Genomic DNA, 21,284 nt, shown 5'->3' on the forward strand with positions numbered 1-21,284 from the left:
GCTCGCTCGTCACGTCCTGCTCCCGTCAGCCGTCCTCACCAGTAGGACGCATCGAGCCCGCCCGCCCGCTGCATGCCGGAGCGGAGGGGTGGCGCACGAGGGGGGCTCTACCAGCCCCGCATGTCGACCGGCCAGCAGTCCACGACCTCCTCGCCCTCGACCAGCCACATGCGCTCGTGCATGGCGCAGGTCGGGTCGATGTGGGCGGGGACCAGCCGCACGCGGTCCCCGATCGCCGGCAGCGGTGCACCGTCCTCCGGCGAGAAGACGGTGTGCTCGTCAGAGCAGTACCAGACCGACGAGCCCGGCAGGGTCGGGTTGCCGTGGTCCATGCCGAAGGCCTTGAGCCCGGCGTCCGCAACGGCGTAGCCCGTGCTGCCGTTCACCGAGACCACGGTCGCGAGGACGGTCAGCGCCTGCTCGAACGGGACGTCGTCCTGCGCGGCGTACGCGGTGTCCATGAGCGCGTAGGAACCGGCCTGCAGCTCGGTCACGGCGGTGTTCGTCCGCCAGGTGCCGGTCCCGCCGCCGGAGAGGATGTCGCCGCCGACGTCGGCGGAGGCCCGCAGCAGCAGGTCCATGGCTCCGGCCGTCTTCAGCCGGCGCTCGGCGGGGTCGGCCACGAGCATCAGATGGCCCTCGTAGCCCATGACGCCCCGGACCTCCAGGCCGGCGGTGCGCGCGGCGTCGGCCAGCCGGCCGGCGTCCTCCGGCGGGCAGCCGCAGCGGGGGAGCCCCACGTTGACGTCGATCAGCACCTCCCGGACGCCTCCGGCGACGGCGGCCTGCAGCACGGCGTCGGAGTCGACGGCGACCGTCACCCGGCTCCCCGCGTCCACGACGGCCGCGAGCCGGCGCATGTCGAGGACCTCGTTGGCCAGGAGCAGGTCCTCGCCGAGCCCCGCCGCCGCCATGACCTCGACCTCGCGGATGGTGGCGCAGGTGAAGCCCACGTGGCCCCGGTCGGCCTGCAGACGGGCCAGGCCGCTGGTCTTGTGCGCCTTGACGTGCGGGCGGAGCCGGCGCGCCGGCCAGGCGCCGGCCATGGTGTCCAGGTTGCGCTCCAGGGCCCCGCGGTCGACGACGAGGGCGGGCGTGGGCAGCTCGCCGAGCCGCATCACGGCGTGCTCGACACGGACGTGATCGTGGTCATGGCGGCGAGTGTGGCCGACGCGCACCGGTGGCGACCAGCCCCGGCGGGGCCGTTCCCGTGTTCCGGCGGCGTGGTGGGCGGCCTGCCATGACGATTGCGCGGCGCCACGCCGGTGGCCCTTGACGCAGTGAACTGAATCACATTTCATTTCCGGTCATGGGGCGAACGGTCGGAGCCAGCGCGGAAGCCACGCGTCGACGCCTGGTGCGCGCCGCGGCCGACGTCTTCGCCGCGCGCGGCTACGACGGCACCCGGGTGTCCGACATCGCGAGCGCGGCGGGCCTGAGCAACGGTGCTCTGTACTGCTACTTCACCTCCCGCGCCGACCTGCTGATCAGTGCCCTCCGGGCGCACGGACGGCGTCCGCTCGCCGACCTGGTGGCGAGGTTCCCCACCCGGTCGGTGGCCGACCTGCTCCTGCAGACCGGGGCGGCACTGGGCCGGCGGCAGGACCCGGAGAGCTACCTGGCCGTCGAGGCGCTGATCGCTGCCCGGCGCCACAGCGAGGTGGCCGATGCGCTGCGCGACTACATCGGGGAGCGGGCCGACTGGCTCGCGGCACTGGTCCGTGAGGGCCAGGACCGCGGCGACCTCGACCCCTCGCTCCCACCCCGGGCGGTCGCGCACTTCTGCCTGGCGCTGGCCGCGGGCACGACGCTCGTCAGCCCCGACCTCCACGACGTCGACGACGCGGAGTGGGCCGACCTGCTGGTCCGCGTCGTGGCCAGTCTCCAGCCCGTCACCGCCATCGAAGACCCTGCCGCCGAACAGATCGGGACATCCGTATGAGAGTCGCCATCAACGCCGAGACGTGCCAGGGCCACGGCCGCTGCTACGACCTCGCCCCCGATCTGTTCGGGGAGGACGAGGAGGGCTACGCCACCCTCACCCCGCTCACGGCCGACGGCACCGTGCCGGACGGCCGCGAGGGCGACATCCGTCTCGCTGCAGCCAACTGCCCCGAGTCCGCCGTGCTCGTCCAGGAGGAGGAACGATGACCGTCGACGACAGGTTCAACGAGGAAGCCCGGCAGCAACGCATCGCGCAGGGCCAGCTCGGCACGTTCAACGAGATCGTGACCGGGCCGGTGTCCGACTGGACCACCGACTTCTCGCACATGGAGCCGGAGTACGCGGAGAACGCCATCGACGTCTGGGACGACCTCCGGGGCCGCTGCCCGGTCGCGCGCACCGAGCGCTTCGGTGGCGCGTGGCTGCCCACCCGGTACGAGGACGTCGCGGCGATCGCCTACGACACCGAGAACTTCACGTCCCGGGCGATCATCGTGAGCAACGTCCGGCCGCCGCTCGACGTGGCGCCGGTGGGCCTGGCCCCGCCGATCTCCTCGGACCCGCCGTTCCACCACGACGCGCGCAAGCTCCTGCTGCCGGCGTTCACCAAGTCGAACGTCGCCAAGCAGGCGGTGACGACCGAGGCGTTCTGCCACTCGCTGATCGACGGCTTCGCCGGCCGGGACGTCGTGGACGCCGCGACCGACTACGGCATGTACATCCCCATGCGGGTCATCGCCGACATGCTGGGCTTCCCGCAGGAGGACAGCGAGAAGTTCGCGCACTTCGTCGAGAACGCGCTCGAGGGAGCCAACGGGCCTCTCGAGGAGCGTCAGGCGAGGGGGATGGCGCTGTCGGACTACCTGTTCGACCAGGTCCGCGACCACCTGGACAACCCGCGCGACGACCTCACGAGCTACCTGATCGACGCCGAGCTGTACGGGCAGAAGCTGTCCCCGCAGCACGTGGTGGGCACCATGACGCTGCTGCTCATCGCCGGCATCGACACCACCTGGAGCGCGATCGGCTCCTCGCTGTGGCACCTGGCGCAGCACCCCGAGGACCGCAAGCGCCTGGTGGAGGACCCCTCCCTGCGCCCGAAGGCGGTCGAGGAGTTCCTGCGCGCCTACGCGCCGGTCACCATGGCCCGCCTGGTCAAGGAGGACGTGGAGCTCGGCGGTGTCGAGATGAAGAAGGAGGACTGGGTCCTGCTGCCCTTCCCGGCGGCCAACCGCGACCCGGAGCGCTTCGAGCGGGCCGACGAGGTGGTCATCGACCGCGAGGTGAACCGGCACGCCGCCTTCGGCCTGGGCATCCACCGCTGCGTGGGCTCCCACCTGGCGCGCATGGAGCTGACCGTGGCGCTCGACGTCTGGCTGGACCGCATCCCCGAGTTCAGCCTGGCCGATCCCGACGCGGTGCGGTGGTCGGCGGGGCAGATCCGCGGGCCCCGGGCGCTGCCGGTCCGCATCGGCTGACCCCGTCCGCCGGCTGACGGGGAGGCCACCGGTGTCCCCGTCAGCCGGCCGGCGCCGTCCAGGGGCCACGCGGTGGCCGGACACCGGCCGGTGCGGCGTATCGGCGAGTACGGTCGACACCTCCGTCGAAGGGCCGGCCGATGCCCGTCTTCATGATCGAACGCCGCTTCGCCGACGACCTCGAGGTCACCGCCGACGACGCGGACGGCGTCAACCGGATCAACGCCGACGAGGGGGTCGAGTGGCTCTACTCGTTCCTGTCCGCCGACAAGCGGAAGACGTACTGCCTCTACGAGGCTCCCTCGGCCGAGGCGATCCGACGCGCCGCCGCTCGCGCCGGGCTGCCCGCGGACGTCATCGTCGAGATGGCAGCGACGCTGCGGCCCGACGGCTCGACGGCGCCGCTGTGACCGGCCGCCCCGGAGGTCGATTCCGCGCACGTGGCTAGGCGAGCAACCCGTGGGCGGCGGCGAACATCGCCGCCTGCGTCCGGTTTCCGGACCCGGTCTTGGCCAGGATGCTGCGGACGTGGTTGGCGGCGGTGTTCTCGCTGATGACCAGCCGCTGGGCGATCTCGCGGTTGAGCAGGCCCTCGCCGAGCAGGCGCAGCACCTCGGTCTCCCGGCAGGTCAGGCCACCGGGGGAGCGTGCCGGCCCGGGCGGCGCCGGCTCCGCTAGGAGGCGCATCACCCGCCGGAGCGCCAGGGGCTCGGCCAGCTGCCGGGCCCGCCCGGCGAGCTCCTCGAGCCGCGGGGCGTTGGCGCCGGTCCGACGACCGTGGACCACCTGCGCCACGAGGCTGTGCGCCTGGTGCACGGTCGCACCCATCCGGGTGTCCATGTCCAGGGCCGCCGCCAGGAGGTCCCCTGCGCCGGGCTGACCCAGCAGCGAGGCGACGGCGCCCAGGTACCGGTCCGCGCTGCCGAAGACGGCCACGAACTGACCGGCGACGATGTTGCTGCCGGCGTACTCGGCCAGCAGCGGCTGCAGCACACCCGCGGCCTCCGCGTCCTCGAGGAACAGCGCCGCCTCGACGGCGTAGACCAGGACGCACGGCCACTGCGCGGAGTCCTGGTGCCGGACCAGGTGTCCGTCGAGCAGCCAGGTCAGCAGCCGCGCCGCCGGCCCGGCCAGCTCGAGCTCGGTGTACAGGGCCAGCAGGCCGGGCGCCCAGTGGTCCTCCGGCCGTTCCTCGCCGGTGATCAGCGTGCGCACCGCGGCGACCTGGCCGCTCTCCCGCCGGATCATGTAGCTCTGGACGGCGCACGGGCCCTCGGTGTCGTCGCTGCCGAACGAGGTGCCCAGCTCCTGCAGGGCGCCGCACGTGCGGTGCGCGGCGGCGAAGTCCCCGGCGACGAACTGGCGGGCATAGCTCATGCACCCGGCCATGTAGTCGAAGAAGGTCTGACCCGTGGCCCGGGCCATCCGGGTCAGGTCGTCGTGCGCCTGCGCCAGCGCGACCGGTTCGCCCTGCAGGTAGGAGATCACGCCCCGGTAGTAGGCCGCGGGGCCCAGGTGACCGAGCGCTCCGGTGCGGTCCGCCAGCAAGGACAGCTCGCCGGCGCGGGCGAGCTTGTCCGGGGCGTCCTCCGGACGCAGGCCGTTCCAGAGACTCGCCTGCAGCGCGTGGGCCAGCAGGTCGTCGTCGCCCTGGCTGCGGGCCAGTCCGATCGCCCGCCGGCCGAGCGCGCCGGCCTCCTCGGTGGCGCCGGTGAAAGCCAGCGCCCGCCCCAGGCTCGCCAGGCCGCGGACGTAGCGAGGATCCGTGGGGTCCGGTGCGATCTCCGCCAGAGCGTCGACGAGCAGGTGCACCGAGCGGTGGCCTGGCAGGCCGGGCCGCCAGGAGGCGTCCTCGAAGGTCACCGCGGCCCGCAGGCGCTCGCCGGTGTCCCCGTCGCCCCGGGCCACCTGCTCGGCGAGGGCGCGGGCGCGGGCGAAGTCCCCGGCGAGGAGGTGGCTGTCGGCGGCCGACAGGGCGAGCCGGTCGCGCTCCGCCCCGTCGTCGACCAGGGACGAGGCCTGCTCGAACCAGCCCGCGGCATCCTCGTGCGCCAGGCCACGCGCGGCCGACCGTGCTGCGGCCGTGAGGTACCGGACGGCCTGTCCCGCGTGGCCGAGGGCCTGCGACTGCGCGTAGTGGAAGGCCAGCTGCCGCGTCCGCCGCTCGGAGGCCGGGGCCGTGGACTCGACCGCGCGCGCGACCTCCGCGTGCAGGTTCAGGCGGCGTGAGGCCGGCATGAGCTCCAGCACCGCCTGGCGCGACAGCGCGTGTGCGAAGCGCAGGACGTCGTCGCCCGGCGGGACGGGTTCGAGCAGACCGAAGGCGACGGCCTCGTCGAGCCCGGCGAGGGTGGTCGCCCGGCTCCACTCCGCTGCCGCCAGGACGGTCCCGACGTCGACGTCCTCACCGATGACCGCGGCCAGCTCGACCGTCTGGCGGCCGGGGGCGGAGAGCCGCTCCAGCCGGTCGAGGATCGTGTCGCGGACCGAGGCCGGCGCCCTCCGGGCCTCCCGTGCCGGGGTCGTCCTCGCGCCCCGCGCGGTGTGGTCGCGCCACAGCTCGCGGAGGAAGAACGGGTTGCCGCCGGTCTGGTCCCGCAGCACCGTGGCGGCGCTGCGCGCCTCGCGCGGGGACAGGTGGCCCTCCTGCACGAGGTACCGGGCGATGTCCTCGGCGGCCAGCCCGGCCAGGTCGAGCCGCCGCACGCCGTCGAGCCGGTGCAGCTGGGCAACGGTGCGCACCAGACCTCCGGACCGGTCCGGCAGCGTGGTGCGGTGGGTCCCCAGGACGAGCATCGGGCAGTCCGCGGTGCGCTCGACCAGGTGGCTGAGCAGTTGGAGGGACGACGGCCCGGCCCAGTGCAGATCCTCCAGCGCGAGGACCAGCGGCCGGCGGCCGGCGACGTCGCAGAACGCCTCCACCGCCGCGTCGTAGAGCGTCCGCCGGTACTCGTGCGAGGGGGCGTCGGTGTCCTCCGGAGGGCTCCGTCCGGCCAGGGTCGACAGCCGCTCGTCGTGCCGGGGGTCCGCCCGGAGACCCATCAGCGCGCCGAGGGGGGCGCCGAAGGGCTGGTACGGGGGTCCGAACTCCGCGGCGCAGGTGCCGACCAGCACGGTGGCGCCGTGCCGGTGCAGCGTAGTGGCGACCTCGGCCAGCAGGCGGGACTTGCCGGCCCCGGGTTCCCCGCCGACGAACACGACCTGCCGGGTGCCGGCGAGGACGGCGCTCCAGACCTCCTCGAGCGTGCTCAGCTCCGCCCAGCGGCCGACGAAAGCCGGGCGCGCGGGTGCCGACCAGCGCGCCGGGAGCGGTGGTGGCGCCCAGCCGGACACCCATCCGACGCTAGACCCGCCGGCTCCGCCCGTCGATGACCAGATCTGACCATGCGCGGGGTGGCGGTCAGGTCAGGCACATCTGGTCATGTGGTCGCCGCCCCCTCGCTCCTAGCGTCGGATCCGCACCGCGACATGCGCGGCACACCGGGATCCAGCCCCAGGAGGAGCCATGGCCCTGCCAGCACTCGACGTCCTGACCACGCGGGTGAGCGGACCGGTCGTCCGGCCCGGCGACGCCGCCTACGAGAAGGCGCGGCACGTCTACAACGCCATGATCGACGCGCACCCGGCGGTGGTGGTCCGCTGCGCGGGCACCGCCGACGTGGTCGCCACGGTGCGCTGTGCCGCCGAGAGCGGCAGTCCGCTGGCCGTGCGCGGCGGCGGGCACAGCGTGCCGGGCTTCGGCACCGCGGACGACGCGGTGGTGGCGGATCTGTCGGCCATGCAGACGGTGGACGTCGACGACGAGGCGCGCACCGCCACCGTCGGCGGCGGCAGCACCTGGGGGCGCGTCGACGACGTCACCGCCGCGCACGGTCTGGCCACGACCGGCGGCATCATCTCCACGACCGGCGTCGGTGGACTGACCCTGGGCGGCGGCATCGGGTACCTCTGCCGCGGCTACGGCCTCTCCTGCGACAACCTCCTCGCGGCCGAGGTGGTGACGGCCGACGGCTCGGTGGTCACCGCCAGCGAGTCCGAGCACCCGGACCTGTTCTGGGCGCTGCGGGGAGGTGGCGGCAACTTCGGCGTGGTCACCCGGTTCACCTTCCGGCTGCACCCGGTGACCACCGTCCACGGCGGGCCGATGTTCTTCGAGCTGTCCGACGGCCCGGCCGTGCTGGCGTACTTCCGGGAGTTCATCCGCACGGCACCGCGCGAGTACGGCGGCTTCCCGGCCTTCCAGATCGCGCCGCCGCTGCCGTTCGTCCCGGAGGACCGGGTCGGCGAGCCCTTCGTGGCCCTGGTGTCCTGCTGGACCGGCACCGCGGCCGAGGGCGAGCGGATCTTCGACGGCTTCCGGCAGATCGCCCGCCCGGTTGCCGAGCACGTCGGCGAGATGCCGTACGGGGCACTCAACAGCGCCTTCGACGGGCTGGTCCCCCCGGGGCTGCAGCACTACTGGAAGGCCGCCTTCGTCCGCGAACTGACCGACGAGGCGATCGCCGTCCACATGGAGCACGGGCCGAAGGTGCCCACCGTCAACTCGACGGTGCACCTCTACTCGATCAACGGCGCGGTGCACGACGTGGCGGGCGACGCCACGGCGTTCGGGCATCGGGACGCGTCGTTCGCTCCGGTGATCGCCGGCATGTGGCCCGACCCGGCGGACAACGAGCGCAACACGGCCTGGGTCCGCGAGTACCACGCCGCGATCGCCCCGCACTCCGAGGCCGGGGGCTACGTCAACTTCGCGTCGGCGGACGACCAGCCACGGGCCGGCGCCAACTACGGCACCAACCACGCCCGTCTGCGGGAGGTGAAGCGGCGCTACGACCCGGACAACCTCTTCCACCTGAACCAGAACATCCAGCCCTGATCCGGTGCCCACCGCGGCATCCCGTACCGAGGAGACGACATGCGCGCCATCGACCGCACGGACCTTCCCATGGCGATCCAGGACGGGGGGCTCGAGTTCCGGGCGGGCCCGGCGGGCGAGAACACCATCGCCTGGGTGCGCCTGCCGGCCGGCACCGACCTCCGGCCGGGCCTGGTGGGCCTGCCCGCTGACCTCTGCCCGTGCCCACACTGGGGGTACATGATCTCCGGCCGGCTGGTCATGCACACCAAGGACGGCGACTCCACGTACGAGGCGGGCCAGGCCTTCCACTGGGCACCGGGGCACGCGCCGGAGGCGCTCGAGGACTGCGAGTACATCGACGTCTCGCCGACCGCCGAGCTCGAGGAGGTCGTCCGCCACCTGCAGGGCGGCGGTGCCTAGCCCCCGGACCACCGACGGGGCGGTGTCGCGGTCAGCCGAGGGGATGGCGGGCCAGGAACGGGACCACCGCCTCGCCGAGCGCATCAGGGTGCGTCAGCGCGACGTCGTGCCCGGCGCCCGGGATCGTCACCTGGTCCGCGTCCGGCAGCCAGGCGCGGACCAGGTCGGCGACGCCGTCGAAGAGGGGGCCGTGGTCGCTGCCGGCGACGTGCAGCACCGGGCAGCGGATGCGGGCGGCGGTGGCGGCGTCGAAGGGCCAGGCCAGCAGCGCCGGGATGTCGACGTCGAGGAAGGTCCGGCTGTCCCGCAGCACCTGCGCCGAGCTGACCGGCAGGGCACCGTCGAGCTGCTCGCGCCAGTCGGGCCCCATCAGGGACACGAGGAAGCGGTCGACGGCGGCCTCGGCGCCGAGAGCCCGTCCGTCGGCCAGGAGTGCGGCGTTCGCGGCGCGGAACGCGGCGTCCGCGGGACCGTGCACCGGCGGCGGCTCGACGAGGGTGAGCGTGCGCACCACGCCGGGGTGGTCGACGGCCAGCTGCAGGGCGACGGCGGCGCTGTACGACGCGCCGACGACGTGCACCCGGTCGACGGCGAACGCCGAGAGCAGGCGCGCGCAGTCGGTCGCGTCCCGGGCCACGGAGCCGGGCTGCAGGGCCGGGCTGCTGCCGGCGTATCCCCGCCGGTGGTGGTGGACGACCCGGAACCGGCGGCGCAGCCGCTCGGCCAGCGGCAGCAGCTCGTCAGCGACCAGCGCCGTCTGCACGAGGACGACCGGGTCGCCGGAACCCGTGACCGTCGCCTCCAGCACACCGCCCTCGATCGGGACCCGAACCGGGGGCGCCTCCACGTGGTCGATGGTGGAGGACCGACCGGTCGACGTCCAGGCGGCGCTCAGCCGCCCTGGTGCCGGGCCACGTGCTCCTCGCTGACATCCCACAGGCGGCGGGCGTTGCCCTCGTCCAGGGCCCACTGCCGTACGCCGGCCCGCACCCTGGCGTCGTCGGCGACGGTCGGCGCCTCGACGCAGTCCTCCAGGTAGTGCCCACCGGTGGCGAACTCCGGGGCGACGGCGGCGACGATCGTGGTGGCCGCACCCTGCTCGGGGGTCTTGAACGTCACGGTGCCCTCGCGCTGCGCCTTCTCCCAGCCCTCGATGACGTCGGAGGACACGTGCCGCTGCAGGTTGGTCATGATCCCGCCCGGCATCAGGGCGTTGGCCACGATGCCGTCGTCGGCCCAGCGCCGGGTCGCCTCGACGGCGAGCAGCACGTTCGCCGTCTTCGACTGGCCGTAGGCCTGCCACGGGTCGTACTCCCGCTGCGCGAAGTGGATGTCCTCGAAGTGCACGGGCGAGGCCAGGTGGCCGGTGGAGGACACCGACACGATGCGGGCGCCGTCCCTCGCCGCGGCCAGGGCGTCGTGCAGGGCGACGGTGAGCGCGAAGTGGCCGAGGTGGTTGGTGGCGAACTGCGTCTCCCAGCCGCGGTCGGTCAGGGTCCGCTGCGGCAGGGCCATGACGCCGGCGTTGTTGATGAGCAGGTCCAGCGGACCGTCCCAGTCGGCGACGAACGCCGCGACGGAGTCCAGGTCCAGGAGGTCGAGGCGGGCGACCCGCAGCGTGGTACTGCCGGTCGTACCGGCGACGTCCTGCGCGGCCCGCCCGCCCTGCCTCGGGTCGCGGACCGCGATGGTGACCTCGGCGCCGGCCGAGGCCAGTGCCCGCACGGTCTCCACGCCGATCCCGGAGCCGCCGCCGGTGACGATGGCTCGCGTCCCGGTGAGGTCGTGGCCGGCGACGACGTCGGCGGCGGTGCTGGTGGCGTCGAAGCGGGTGCTGATGAGGGGCATGGCCGGGACTCTGCCGTGACCCGCTCGCGAGGGCGACCGCGTGGGCGGCCCGTCCAGAGCGAGCGAGGTCGCCGGAGATCCTGCGCGGGACCGGGTCAGACCGCGCAGGTCTCCTCGCCGTACGTCGTGATGGTGCTCAGGGCGCCGAACATCTCATCCTGCTCGGCATCGGAGAGGTCCCGCTCCCGCAGGTCGCCCGGGCCCGAGTGGCCGTTGTCGATCAGGTGCTGGGCTGCACCCTTCACCTCGTCGTCGGCACTGTCCGGCACGCTGCCGTACAGCTTCTCCAGCCACTCGCGGTCCTCGCTCTTGAAGCGTCCTTCCTCCGCCATCCGCTCGCCCTCTGCCTCGCTGAAGCGGTAGGTCGCGTCGTACGAGCTGCAGAACTCCTCCTCCGTGGCCGGTGTGGCTTCCATGGCGCTCCCGCAGGCGGTCAGGCCGAACGGCAGGGTGACGACCGAGACCGTGCGGGCGAGCCGGCGGATGCGCATGGACCACTCCTTCATGACGGCGTGTCGGGGTGGAGCCACGGAGGGCAGGACGGCGGGACGCCGGCCAGGTCGGGGCGTCCGGACGGCCAGCTCTCGTTGGGAGACCCGCTCGCCGTGGCGCGCTGTGTGGCAGGCCTCCACGGGTCCTGCCGCCCGGGAAACGCGAGAGGCCCTGGTCGGTTTCCTGACCAGGGCCTTGGGCGGGGCCGCGGTCACCCGCTCGGGGCCCCGGTGGACCTCCACGGGTAGGCGGACGGTGGCCGTCGGCCTGGTTCCGGAGGACCGGGACGGGCCCGTCGACCACAGGCCGAGGCGCCGCCAGCGGTGGCCCGACCAGGTGCCGTGGGGACTATCGGGCGCCGGGCGCGGTACCACGTGACCGCCGGACGAGCAGGTCGGTCCGGCAGCCGGACGGCCCCGGACCGACAGGAGAGCGGCATGTCGAAGCAGCACGGAACGGACACCGCCGGCACCACGGTGCTGCGCGGGCTCAGGAGCACCGTCGACCGGGAGAGCACGACCTTCGGCTTCTCCATCCTGGCCACGGTCACCTTCGGCCTGCTGCAGACGCTGGAGGGTTCCCCGGATACGCCGCATCTTCCTGTACGCGATCGGCGCGGTCATGTCGTTCACCCTGCTCGAGGGGATCCTGTCGAGCGGCTTCCGCCGGCCGATGCCCCAGCACCCCACCCGCACGCTGGCGGCGGGCACGAGCCTGAACGTCCTCTCCGTCCTCGTCGGCATGGGCGCAGCGCTGCTGCTGGCGCAGTCGATGTCCCACATCAGCCTCTGGGCCCTGGCGCCGTTCGCGGCCGGGATCGGGTACCTGGTCACGGAGAGCAACGAGTCGGCCGTCGCCGAACGGCTCCTCGTCTCCGCGGGGCACCCGGACGGCGAGGAGATGTCGGAATGACGGCGGTCGCCCGGCTCGGGGCCATCGGAGCGGTGCGACGACGCAGTGACCGACGGATCGGAACGCTGTTCCCGGCCGGACCCCCGACCGGCATGTGTCAATGCGGTGACAGCGCCGGTGCGGGGCTTACCGGGCACTGCCGGCGGGCAGCGGAACGACGGGAAGGACCGCTCAGCGTGAGGAGTTCTCCGTGGCTGCCGGACGTGCTGTCGAGGGTGGGACGACGCCGGCGGCCGTCCCACCAGGAGCAGGCTCCCCGGTTCGGCGCCGTAGCCGTGGACGACAGGAGGACGCCATCGCGCCGTCCACGATGCGTCGCCCGGCCCTCGAGGCCCTCGTGGGCGTGCCGTTCACCGACGGCAACCGCATCGACGTCCTGAAGAACGGGAACCAGACCTTCCCGGCGCTGCTGGAGGCCATCCGCACCGCTCGCCGGACCATCGACATGATCTGGTTCGCCTGGTCCCGGGGCGAGGTCACCCGGCAGGTGACCGACGCGCTGGTGGAGCGCGCCGCCGACGGGGTGCGGGTGCGGGTGATGATCGACGGCTTCGGCGGGAAGGACGTCGACCGGGCAGAGCTCGGTCGCCTCCGGGCTGCCGGCTGCCCGGTCCTCTTCTACCGGCCACTGCCCAGCTGGCGACCGACGGTCTGGAACATGCGCACCCACCGCCGGGTACTGGTGTGCGACGAGACGGTCGCCTTCACGGGCGGGACCGGTATCGCCCGGACGTGGACGGGGCAGGGTGACCGCCCGGGGGACTGGCGGGACACCGCCTACCGGGTCCAGGGCCCCGCGGTCGCCGGTCTGCGGTCGGCCTTCGTGACGGCGTGGATGCAGGCGTACGTCCGGCTGCCCGGCGCGCTGCTGACCGAGCAGGACGAATTCCCGGCGCTGGGCCAGGCCGGGGACACCGCCGTCCAGGTGCTCCGCCCGCCGTCGCAACCGGGGTGGAACGAGGCCGCGATCGCGATCGCCGCCCTGCTGCACACCGCGCGCGACACGGTGCGCGTCGCCACTCCGTACGCCCGCCTGCCGCGGTGGCTGCTGGAGCTGGTCGTGGCGACGGCCCGGCGCGGCGTACGGGTCCAGCTGCTGGTGTCGGGCCCGCACGTCGAACGACCGGCGGTGCACCTGCAGGCCGAGACCGACTTCCGGCCGATGCTGGACGCGGGTGTCGAGATCTGGCGGTTCCAGCCGACCCTGATGCACACCAAGGTCATCACCGTGGACGCCGCGGTCGCGATGGTGGGGACGACGAACTTCGACGCCCGGTCGCTCGCGCTCAACGAGCAGGTGGCGATGGTGATCGAGGATGCGGCCGTCGTCGGGCTCCTGGACGACCACTTCGACGACGACCTCGGCGCCAGCGAGCGCGTGCTCCCCGCGGCATGGCGCTCCCGGGGCGCGCGGCGCCGGGCCCTGGAGATGGCCGCGGAACTGGCGGGGCGGCCGCTGCGTGGCTGGGGGGCCCTCGGACTGGCCGGGCGCTCCTCGGGACACCTGCTCGGTCCGGCGGCTCGCACACGGCGAGGGGAGGACGGATGAGGACGGCAGCCTCGCCGGCGGGCGTGCGGCTGGCGCGGGCGCACGGCCTGTTCAACGTGCTGGGGGGTGCGTGGCCGCTCCTGCGCATGCGGAGCTTCGAGGCGGTCACCGGCCCGAAGGCGGACCGCTGGCTGGTGCGCACCGTCAGCGGGCTGATGGTGGCCAACGGTGCGGTGCAGCTCCGGGCCGAACCGTCCCAGGACGGCGTGACGGCCGCTCGCCGGATCGGCATGGGCACCGCGCTGGTGGTGGCCACCGTGGATGTCGTCTACGGGGGGCGTCACCGCATCAGCCGGATGTACCTGGTGGACGCGGTCCTCGAGACGGGCTGGCTGGTGGCGTGGGCACGGTGTGCCGCGTCACCGGGGGGAGACGCAGCGTCGACCGGATGCGGCGGTGGGCGGTGAGGCTCTCGGGTGTCGCGGACGAGCTGTACGGGCTGCCGCCCGACGAGTTCATCGCCGCTCGGGACGTACGGCGGAAAGAGGCTCGTGCCGATGGGGAGCGGGAACTGGCGGAGGCGATCGGCAGGCTGCGGAAGCCGTCGACCGCAGCGTGGGTGGTCAACACGCTGGTGCGTCGGGAGCCAGACGAGCTGCGGCAGCTCGTGGCCCTGGGGACCGAACTGCGTGGGGCGCAACGCGAGCTCGAGGGCGAGCAGCTGAAGGAGCTCACCCGGCAACGCCGCGGCGTGGTGACGGCCCTGACACGGCAGGCCCGCTCGCTGGCGCACGAGCTGGGCCGGCCGGTGAGCGACTCCGTCGCGGCCCAGGTGCAGGACACCCTGCGTGCGGCGGTGGCCGACGAGGAGGCCGGCCGCGCCACGTTGTCGGGCCTGCTGACCACGCCGCTGTCGTACTCGGGGGTGGGCCGGGCCGACGTCCGGGGTGCGCTCGCCGCCGTCCCCCGGGGGGAGGAGCGCCCCGCGACCGGAGCAGGAGGCGGCACCGGCGACGACCGGGCAGCCACCGGCGACCGGCGGCGGCGTGCCGCGCAGGACCAGCTGGCCAGTGCCCGGGAGGAGCTGGCCGAGGCCGAGGCCGCCGCAGCGGAGGCCGAGGGAGAAGCGGAGCGGGAACGCGAGGAGCTGGCCGGCCTGGGCACCCGGCGGGACGAGGTGCGCGCGCGGATCGGTGACCTGGAGGAGGAGCTGCGCCGGGCCGAGAAGGAGTCCGGTGAGCTGACCGCGGAGCTGCGGAAGGGCCAGCGGCGGCGAGACGCCGCCGAGCGCCGGGCGCATCGCGCGAGCACGGTGCGCGACCGTGCCCGGTCGCGCGTGGACCGGCTCGGGCAGGCCGCGACAGGCCGCAGCGCCGAGGGCTGACCTGCGCGCGGCAGCAGCGGTCCCCGACCGGAGCGGCATGCAGGAGCGCCCCGCGGGTACCGCCCCCGGCAACGCTCGTGGAGGAGGCGATCGCAGTGGCTCGTGCCATCTGGACCGGGGCCCTGACCTTCGGGCTGGTCAACGTGCCGGTCGGGCTCTACTCGGCGACAGAGGACAAGACGGTCCACTTCAACCAGTTCGAGCGGGGGACCTCCTCCCGCATCCGCTACCGGCGGATCAACGAGGACACCGGCGAGGAGGTCGACTACGACGACATCGTCAAGGGCGAGGACATCGGGGACGGCCGGTACGTCATCGTCACCCCCGAGGAGCTCGAGGAGATCGAACCGGGGCGCTCACGGGTCATCGACATCTCCGACTTCGTGGACGTGTCCGAGATCGATCCCATCTACTACCAGAAGACCTATTACCTGGCCCCGCAGAACGAGGAGGCACAGCGGGCGTACGCACTCCTCCTGCAGGCGATGGAACGAGCCGGGCGGGTGGGGGTCGCCACCTTCGTCATGCGGTCCAAGCAGTACCTGGCCGCCATCCGACCCCAGGGCGAGGTCCTGACGCTCGAGACCATGTTCTTCGCCGACGAGGTCCGCGACCCGGTCGAGGAAATCGAGCAGCTGCCGGTCGCCCACTCCTTCAAGGCCCGTGACCTCGACATGGCGGTGTCACTGATCGACTCGATGACCACCGAGTGGGAGCCCACCAACTACCGCGACACCTACCGGGACCGGGTCAACGAGCTGATCGAGGCGAAGCGCCGGGGCGAGGAGATCGTGACCGAGGGGGAGCCCGAGGCGGCGTCGAACGTCCTGGACCTGATGGAGGCGCTGCGCGAGAGCGTGGCGAACGCCGCGGGGCACCGGCCGGGCAACGCCGAGGACGCCGGGAAGCTGAGCACCCGCCGGGCGCGCCGGGGGTCCGGTGACGACACCTCCGCGCGGGGACCGGAGGAGGACCTGGGCGACATGTCGAAGAAGGAGCTCTACGACCTGGCACAGGAGCTGGACGTCTCCGGCAGGTCGAAGATGACCCGGGACGAGCTCGCCGACGCCGTGCACGCGGCGCGGGCAGCCGGGCGGAAGGCGTCCTGACCTGCGCAGTCCACGTCCCTCACCGTGCCGTCGGCGCACCCGCCTGCCAGGGTGGAACGCATGCGTGTCCTCGTCGCCGGATGGTTCAGCTTCGACGAGGTCATCGCCACCGTCGGCGACGAGCTGGGGGCGGACACCGTCGCCGGCTGGCTCACCGACCTCGGCGTCCCTTTCGACGTCGCGGAGGCGCCCTATCTGGGCAGCGGGGTGGACTGGCGCGAGGTCGACCCGGCGGACTACACCCACCTGGTCTTCGTCAGCGGCCCGATCAGCGACGAACCCCTGCTGCACGAACTGTGTGCGGCCTTCGGCGCCTCGGTGCGGTGGGCGATCAACGTCTCGGTCGTCGACGAGGTCGGCCGGCGCCTGTTCGACCAGGTGTGGGAACGGGATGCACCGGGCGTCACCCGTCCGGACCTCGCCATCGAGAGTGCCGGCGCTCCGGACGGCCAGCAGCCGGTGGTCGCGGTGGCCTTCGCTCCTGCGCAGGGCGAGTACGGCGGGCGCAGCCGTGCCGACCAGGTGCGCGAGACCATCGAGGAGTGGCTCGCGGCCCGGGGTCTGCCCTGGTTCCAGCTGACGATGGATCTGTACGAGAAGCCCCACCGGCGCCGGCCCGCGCAGGTCGAGGCGCTGATCCGACGGGCCGACGTCGTGGTCAGCATGCGACTGCACGCGCTCGTCCTGGGGCTGAAGCACGGCAGGCCGGTCATCTCCGTGGACCCCGTCGCGGGCGGGGCCAAGGTGACGGCTCAGGCGACAGCGCTGGGCTGGCCCGTCGTCCTGCCGGGCGAGGAGCTGACCACCTCCGCGCTGGACACCGGGCTGGACCGATGCCTGTCCGGAGAGCTGGCGGACGCGGTTGTCACCGCGGGTGCGCTGGGGGCGGCGGGCAATGCGGCGGCTCGCGACTGGGTCACCCGGCAGCTGCGGAGCTGAGCCGGGGCAGGGGGCGGTGGGCGGCCGAGAACCCGTCCTCGACCTCCCGGGGCACCGCGCGGCGGGCTCGCACCGCCGCCGGCAGCCGACGCAGGAGCCCGGCGAGGGCCCGGCGGGCCGACGGATCACGCAGCGCCCGCGCCGCCAGCCGGGCCGTGTCCCAGGCGGCGGTGGGGAGGGGCCGGCGCAGCCAGGCGACGAGCAGGTCGTTGCGGGTCTGGAGGGCCCACCGGGCCGGAGCCACCGTCGCCGGACCCGCTGGGTCGTGCCACGCCACGACGTCCTCGACGTAGACCTGCTGCCATCCCGCGGCGGCGAGGTCCAGGGACAGCAGGCTCTCCTCGCCGCCGAAGAAGAGCAGCGGGGAGAAGCCGCCGACGGCGAGGAACGCCTCCCGTCGGACGACGGCGGCACAGGCAGGGAAGCCCAGGACGTCGGGACCGGGGGCCCCGGCCCGGCGCCCGATCGGTGCGCGGGCCATCTTCCGGGAGACCGCGTCCTCGGAGCCGTCGGCGGCCAGCCGCACCCGCCCGACCAGCGCCGCCACCCCCGGGTGGGCGTCGAGGACGTCGGCGGCGCGCTCGAGCGCGCCCGGGGCCCACCAGGAATCGTCGTCGCTGAACGCGACGTACGGCGTGGCCGACATCGCGACGCCCACGTTGCGTGCGACAGCCCCCTGGTTCCTGCCCAGCTCGCGCACGGTCACCCGGGGATGGGCAGCCCGGACCGCCGCCGGGGTGCCGTCGGTCGACCCGTTGTCGACCACCGTGATCGGCGCGCCGCCGGGGGCGTCCAGCCGGGCGAGGCTCCGCAGCAGCGACTCACGTCGGTTCCGGGTGGCGACGACGACACCGACGCGAGGGGGCGACGGCCGGTCGCCGGACGAGAATCCCACCCGGCCCTCAGGCGTCCTCGCGGTCGGGGCTCTCCAACCGGAAGAAGTTGCTCTGGTTCCCGTCCTTGCGCTCCTTCTGGTACAGGAAGTTCAGCTTCCGGGTGTCGAAGGTGTCGAACCACTCGTCCCAACTCACGTGGCGCAGGTTGTCCGAGTCGCCGCCGAAGTCGAAGCGCAGGACACCGAGGTGGTCGCCGTGCTCGGTCCCGTCGACGGTGGCGGGCACGGCATCGCGGTCCTCGGCCCACTTGCGGATCACTTCGTGACTGGACGTGGCCAGGCTCCGGCCCGCGCGCTCAGGGTCCTCGTCGAGCGAGGCGATCTCCTGCGAGTACTGCAGGGAACGCGACGTCTGGTCGCCGATGCGCAGGTGACCGCCGTCGGGACCCCGGTCACCCGGCTTCCCCGCCTCACCCTGCCCGCCGTCGTCCCCGCCGCCTCCGGCTCCCTCCCCGCTGCGGTAGGCGTCCGAGAGGGCGCCGACGAGTTCCTCCTTCTTCATCGAGGAGGTTCCCTCGATCCCTGCGGCTCTGGCCTTGTCGCGGAGGTCGTCGACCTTGGTATCCCGCAGTTCCGTCTCGCTCAGCCCGGGGGTGTTCGGCGTCTCGTTGCTCACGATTCTCTCCTCGTCCGGATCGCGGTGACCGGTCATCGGTGACCCCGTCGCCGTACCCGTCACGGTCGGGCCCACGCACGGTCCGAGCCGGTCGGCGGTCGTGCGGTCCGCGGTGTCACCGAGCCCGAGACACGGTTGCGGTCGGCAGTGCCGCGGTAGTGCGGAGTGAGCGCCGCCGCGGGGCGGTGGTCCCGACCTGATGGGAGGAGTGCATGTCCGACTTCCTGCTCGTCCTCGCTCTTGCTGCGCTGCCGGCGGCCGGCAACTTCTCCGGCGGCGTGCTGGCCGAGCTCTTCCCCGTCTCCGAGCGTGCGTTGAGCCTCGCCCTGCACCTGGCCGCGGGGATCGTGCTCGCCGTCGTCGGCCTGGAGCTCATGCCGGAGGCGCTGGGCGCCGGCCTGCCGTGGATTCCGCTGCTGGCCTTCGTCGCGGGCGGGGCCATCTTCATCGGGCTCGACCGGATGATCGGATTCGTGCAGGCCCGGACGGGTGGCGGCGGCGAGAAGCAGTCCGGAGCCTTCGCCATCTTCTCCGGGGTCTCGATGGACCTCTTCAGCGACGGCGTGATGATCGGGACGGGCACCGTGGTGAACCCGGCGCTCGGCCTGCTGCTCGCGGTCGGCCAGGTGCCCGCCGACGTACCGGAGGGCTTCGCCGCCGTCGCCACCCTGCGCAACGCCGGCATCGGCCGGAGGAAGCGGATCGCCATGGCGGCAGGATTTGCCGTGCCGATCCTGCTCGGCGCCACCATCGGCTACTGGGCCCTGCGGGACGCCCCCGAGATCGTCACCCTGTCCGTGCTGGCCCTCACCGGCGGTGCGCTGACCGCCGTCGTGGTCGAGGAGATGATCAGCGAGGCCCACGAGGGGGAGACCTCGCGGCTGGGGCCGGTCTTCCTCACTGCCGGCTTCGCCCTGTTCGGTGCCATCTCGGTCTACCTCGGTGCGTGACCGGTACAGCACAGGGGCAGCCGCGTCCCGATGGCCGTCCCGGCGGCTCGGGAAGGACGGCGCTGGAAGGACGGCGCTGGAAGGACGGCGCTGGAAGGACGGCGCTGGAAGGACGGAGGTGACGTCCCTGATGGTCTCTGTTCCCCGAGGGCGGGCACGGGCCGGTGCGGGCCGGTCGGTCGGGGAACTCGTCCACGACGACCGGTGGGGTCGGCGCCCCGTGGGCCGTCCACTCGCCGGGGACCCGGTTCACGTCGGCGGGGCCGCCCAGGGGCGGGACTGCCATCGCTGAGCGAGGCCCGCAACGAGCCGCCGGGGGCGTCGGTCAGTCGCCGTGGGCGTGGTCGCAGAGGACCTCTTCGCCGTCGGGGATGCGGCCGCCGGCGATGCCCTCGAGCGCCGCGAACGGCCCGCACGGGTGCGGCTCCAGCCACACGTGAATCATCGGCGTCTCGACCGGCTTGACCAGGCCCGCCGGGCAGGCGCCGCTCGCATCGGTGATTCCCCGGACCTTGCCCTCCGCGTCGTAGCAGAGGTTGTCGTGGGTGTGCCACTGCATGAGGTTGCCGCCGAGGTCGGGGGCCTGCTCGAGGGGCGTGCCCCGCTTGAGCATGTACATCGCCGCCACCAGCCGGCGACCGCCGCCGCTCGTGTCGTACACGAGAGACTCGGGGACGTCCGGGTCGAGGATGACGCCGTCGTCCATGTTGGCCTCGTTGACGAGGTGCTCGGTGCCCGTGAAGCCGTCGCCGATGGAGTGGAACCCGTTGGCCTCGGCGTAGGTGGGGTCCGCCCACTGCGGGAGGCCGTGGAGGGTCACCGCGATGATGTTCTCGGCCGCGGCCTGCTGCTCGGGGGTGACGCCCTCGACGCCGCTCAGGTCGATCGGCTTGGTGGGGTCGTAGGGGACGGTGGCCGCCGAGGCGTCCTCGACGTGGTCTGCGGTCCCGGTCCCGTCGGCGTGATGGTCGGCGGCGACCGTCCCGTCCGAGCCGTGGCCGTCTCCGGCGGCGTGAGCGTGCGAGCCGGCCGTCACCATGCCGAACACGGTGAGGGCGGAGACGCCGACGGCCATGAGTGGCAGCGGCGCCCGCAGCCCGGGGCGGGCGCTGCGCCACGTCCACAGGGCGACGCCGAGGGCGAGCACCGACGTGAGGGCGAGGCCGGCGGCGAGGCCGTCCGCCGTCTGGATGGGCTCGGCCTCGTCGAGGCCGGCGACGAAGGGGATGCCGCTCACCTTGGCGAGGGCCCAGCCGGCGAGGGCGCCCGTCCCGATCAGCAGGCCGAGGACGGCGACGAGGCGGTTGCCACGGATGAGCGCCAGGACGCCCCACGCCAGCTGGAGGGCGGCGACGGCGGTGAACGCCACGACGGCCGACCGGTGCTCGCTGTGGACCCCGATGGCGGCGGCGTGGATCGCCCCGGCGCCGAGCGACGTGAGCCCGGCGAGCCAGACGAGGCCGGTGGTCGTCGACACCGTGGCGCTGGCGCTGGCGCCGGGATGGTCGAAGGCGAGTGTCAGGAGGTGCTCCAGGTGGCGGGAGGACGGCGGGGGGGACGGCTCGGACGCGCGTGGTCGGCGCCCGATGGGCTGATCTGCACCTTCCCGCGCGGTCGACCCTCCGGTCAATGAGTCCCGACCCGACTTCGTGGTGCGCATGACCGACCGGCTCGTCGTGCTGCTCGAGGGCAAGGGAAACCGGACGAAAGGGACGACGCGAAGGCCACAGCCGCGCGACGGTAGGTCGAGGCGGTCAACGCCTGGGCGGACTGGGGACGTGGGTGGACCACATCTGCTGCCCCAGCACCTTGGCGGCCGACCTCACCGACCTCACCGCTCTCGCCGACGCGCACGTCCTCGACAAGGCGACGGGCTCTCCGGCGCCGGTGTGAGGCGATGCAGCCCAGATGCGGGCTGCTGCACACCGCCTCTCGCACAACTCTCACAAG

At 73.5% G+C, this 21,284-nt stretch carries 21 protein-coding genes; 13 read left to right on the plus strand and 8 right to left on the minus strand.

Annotated features, from left to right (window positions below):
- Window positions 1–107: 107 nt before the first annotated feature.
- Complete coding sequence (locus RM425_RS11035; protein WP_311345333.1) at window positions 108–1,118, minus strand: alanine racemase; 1,011 nt, start codon at window positions 1,116–1,118, stop codon at window positions 108–110.
- A gap of 191 nt (window positions 1,119–1,309) precedes the next feature.
- Here RM425_RS11035 and RM425_RS11040 point away from each other — a divergent pair, with 191 nt between their 5' ends.
- The 4 genes from RM425_RS11040 to RM425_RS11055 all read left to right on the plus strand — a co-directional run bounded on the left by RM425_RS11040 (window position 1,310) and on the right by RM425_RS11055 (window position 3,832).
- A complete protein-coding gene (locus tag RM425_RS11040; protein WP_311345249.1) occupies window positions 1,310–1,942 on the plus strand; it encodes a TetR/AcrR family transcriptional regulator in 633 nt (210 codons plus the stop codon).
- Window positions 1,939–2,151 (plus strand): ferredoxin, encoded by a 213-nt coding sequence (locus RM425_RS11045; protein ID WP_311345250.1) that lies wholly within the window; start codon window positions 1,939–1,941, stop codon window positions 2,149–2,151. The genes RM425_RS11040 and RM425_RS11045 overlap by 4 nt, the downstream gene beginning before the upstream one ends.
- Window positions 2,148–3,422 carry a cytochrome P450 gene (locus RM425_RS11050; protein ID WP_311345251.1) on the plus strand — a complete coding sequence of 425 codons (1,275 nt, stop codon included), beginning with the start codon at window positions 2,148–2,150 and terminating at the stop codon, window positions 3,420–3,422. Before RM425_RS11045 ends, RM425_RS11050 begins: the two co-directional genes overlap by 4 nt.
- A 140-nt stretch (window positions 3,423–3,562) precedes the next feature.
- Window positions 3,563–3,832: a nickel-binding protein gene (locus tag RM425_RS11055; RefSeq protein ID WP_311345252.1), complete on the plus strand. Its 270-nt coding sequence runs from the start codon at window positions 3,563–3,565 to the stop codon at window positions 3,830–3,832.
- A gap of 34 nt (window positions 3,833–3,866) precedes the next feature.
- On the opposite strand, the gene RM425_RS11060 is transcribed toward RM425_RS11055, so the two are convergent.
- Window positions 3,867–6,755: an ATP-binding protein gene (locus RM425_RS11060; RefSeq protein WP_311345253.1), complete on the minus strand. Its 2,889-nt coding sequence runs from the start codon at window positions 6,753–6,755 to the stop codon at window positions 3,867–3,869.
- 172 nt (window positions 6,756–6,927) lie between these two features.
- Between RM425_RS11060 and RM425_RS11065 the strand changes: the two genes are divergently transcribed.
- Both RM425_RS11065 and RM425_RS11070 read left to right on the plus strand, forming a co-directional pair.
- Window positions 6,928–8,298: an FAD-binding oxidoreductase gene (locus tag RM425_RS11065; RefSeq protein WP_311345254.1), complete on the plus strand. Its 1,371-nt coding sequence runs from the start codon at window positions 6,928–6,930 to the stop codon at window positions 8,296–8,298.
- 39 nt (window positions 8,299–8,337) lie between these two features.
- Entirely contained in the window at window positions 8,338–8,700 is a 363-nt protein-coding gene (locus tag RM425_RS11070) for a hypothetical protein (protein WP_311345255.1), read from the plus strand.
- A 31-nt stretch (window positions 8,701–8,731) separates the two neighbouring features.
- On the opposite strand, the gene RM425_RS11075 is transcribed toward RM425_RS11070, so the two are convergent.
- The 3 genes from RM425_RS11075 to RM425_RS11085 all read right to left on the minus strand — a co-directional run bounded on the left by RM425_RS11075 (window position 8,732) and on the right by RM425_RS11085 (window position 11,039).
- A complete protein-coding gene (locus RM425_RS11075) occupies window positions 8,732–9,547 on the minus strand; it encodes an alpha/beta fold hydrolase (RefSeq protein ID WP_311345256.1) in 816 nt (271 codons plus the stop codon).
- 44 nt (window positions 9,548–9,591) lie between these two features.
- On the minus strand, window positions 9,592–10,548 hold the full coding sequence (locus RM425_RS11080; protein ID WP_311345257.1) for an SDR family NAD(P)-dependent oxidoreductase: 957 nt from the start codon (window positions 10,546–10,548) through the stop codon (window positions 9,592–9,594).
- 95 nt (window positions 10,549–10,643) lie between these two features.
- The gene (locus tag RM425_RS11085) at window positions 10,644–11,039 is read right to left on the minus strand and encodes a hypothetical protein (protein WP_311345258.1); all 396 of its coding nucleotides are present in this window, start codon (window positions 11,037–11,039) and stop codon (window positions 10,644–10,646) included.
- Window positions 11,040–11,661: 622 nt separating this feature from the next.
- On the opposite strand from RM425_RS11085, the gene RM425_RS11090 reads away from it, so the two are divergent.
- The 6 genes from RM425_RS11090 (at window position 11,662) to RM425_RS11115 (ending at window position 16,873) form a co-directional block, all read left to right on the plus strand.
- Window positions 11,662–11,952, plus strand: a complete 291-nt coding sequence (locus tag RM425_RS11090; protein WP_311345259.1) for a hypothetical protein — start codon at window positions 11,662–11,664, stop codon at window positions 11,950–11,952.
- Between the two features lie 310 nt (window positions 11,953–12,262).
- Complete coding sequence (locus RM425_RS11095; protein WP_311345260.1) at window positions 12,263–13,501, plus strand: phospholipase D-like domain-containing protein; 1,239 nt, start codon at window positions 12,263–12,265, stop codon at window positions 13,499–13,501.
- Window positions 13,498–13,908 (plus strand): hypothetical protein, encoded by a 411-nt coding sequence (locus RM425_RS11100; protein ID WP_311345261.1) that lies wholly within the window; start codon window positions 13,498–13,500, stop codon window positions 13,906–13,908. The genes RM425_RS11095 and RM425_RS11100 overlap by 4 nt, the downstream gene beginning before the upstream one ends.
- A complete protein-coding gene (locus RM425_RS11105; protein ID WP_311345262.1) occupies window positions 13,905–14,825 on the plus strand; it encodes a hypothetical protein in 921 nt (306 codons plus the stop codon). Before RM425_RS11100 ends, RM425_RS11105 begins: the two co-directional genes overlap by 4 nt.
- Window positions 14,826–14,920: 95 nt before the next feature.
- Window positions 14,921–15,934 (plus strand): non-homologous end joining protein Ku, encoded by a 1,014-nt coding sequence (gene ku / locus RM425_RS11110; protein WP_311345263.1) that lies wholly within the window; start codon window positions 14,921–14,923, stop codon window positions 15,932–15,934.
- 60 nt (window positions 15,935–15,994) lie between these two features.
- Window positions 15,995–16,873, plus strand: a complete 879-nt coding sequence (locus tag RM425_RS11115) for a polysaccharide pyruvyl transferase family protein (RefSeq protein ID WP_311345264.1) — start codon at window positions 15,995–15,997, stop codon at window positions 16,871–16,873.
- On the opposite strand, the gene RM425_RS11120 is transcribed toward RM425_RS11115, so the two are convergent.
- Together RM425_RS11120 and RM425_RS11125 are read right to left on the minus strand one after the other, a co-directional pair.
- The gene (locus RM425_RS11120; protein WP_311345265.1) at window positions 16,851–17,768 is read right to left on the minus strand and encodes a glycosyltransferase family 2 protein; all 918 of its coding nucleotides are present in this window, start codon (window positions 17,766–17,768) and stop codon (window positions 16,851–16,853) included. The two genes, RM425_RS11115 and RM425_RS11120, sit on opposite strands and share 23 nt — an antisense overlap.
- A gap of 7 nt (window positions 17,769–17,775) precedes the next feature.
- Window positions 17,776–18,384, minus strand: a complete 609-nt coding sequence (locus tag RM425_RS11125) for a Rho termination factor N-terminal domain-containing protein (RefSeq protein ID WP_311345266.1) — start codon at window positions 18,382–18,384, stop codon at window positions 17,776–17,778.
- Between the two features lie 212 nt (window positions 18,385–18,596).
- Between RM425_RS11125 and RM425_RS11130 the strand changes: the two genes are divergently transcribed.
- On the plus strand, window positions 18,597–19,334 hold the full coding sequence (locus RM425_RS11130; protein WP_311345267.1) for a ZIP family metal transporter: 738 nt from the start codon (window positions 18,597–18,599) through the stop codon (window positions 19,332–19,334).
- Between the two features lie 325 nt (window positions 19,335–19,659).
- Here the strand turns inward: RM425_RS11130 and RM425_RS11135 are convergent, their stop codons facing one another.
- Complete coding sequence (locus RM425_RS11135) at window positions 19,660–20,811, minus strand: hypothetical protein (RefSeq protein WP_311345268.1); 1,152 nt, start codon at window positions 20,809–20,811, stop codon at window positions 19,660–19,662.
- Window positions 20,812–21,284: the final 473 nt, after the last annotated feature.

Origin of the sequence: Blastococcus goldschmidtiae, assembly GCF_031845325.1 — a bacterium.
Lineage (GTDB): Bacteria > Actinomycetota > Actinomycetes > Mycobacteriales > Geodermatophilaceae > Blastococcus > Blastococcus goldschmidtiae.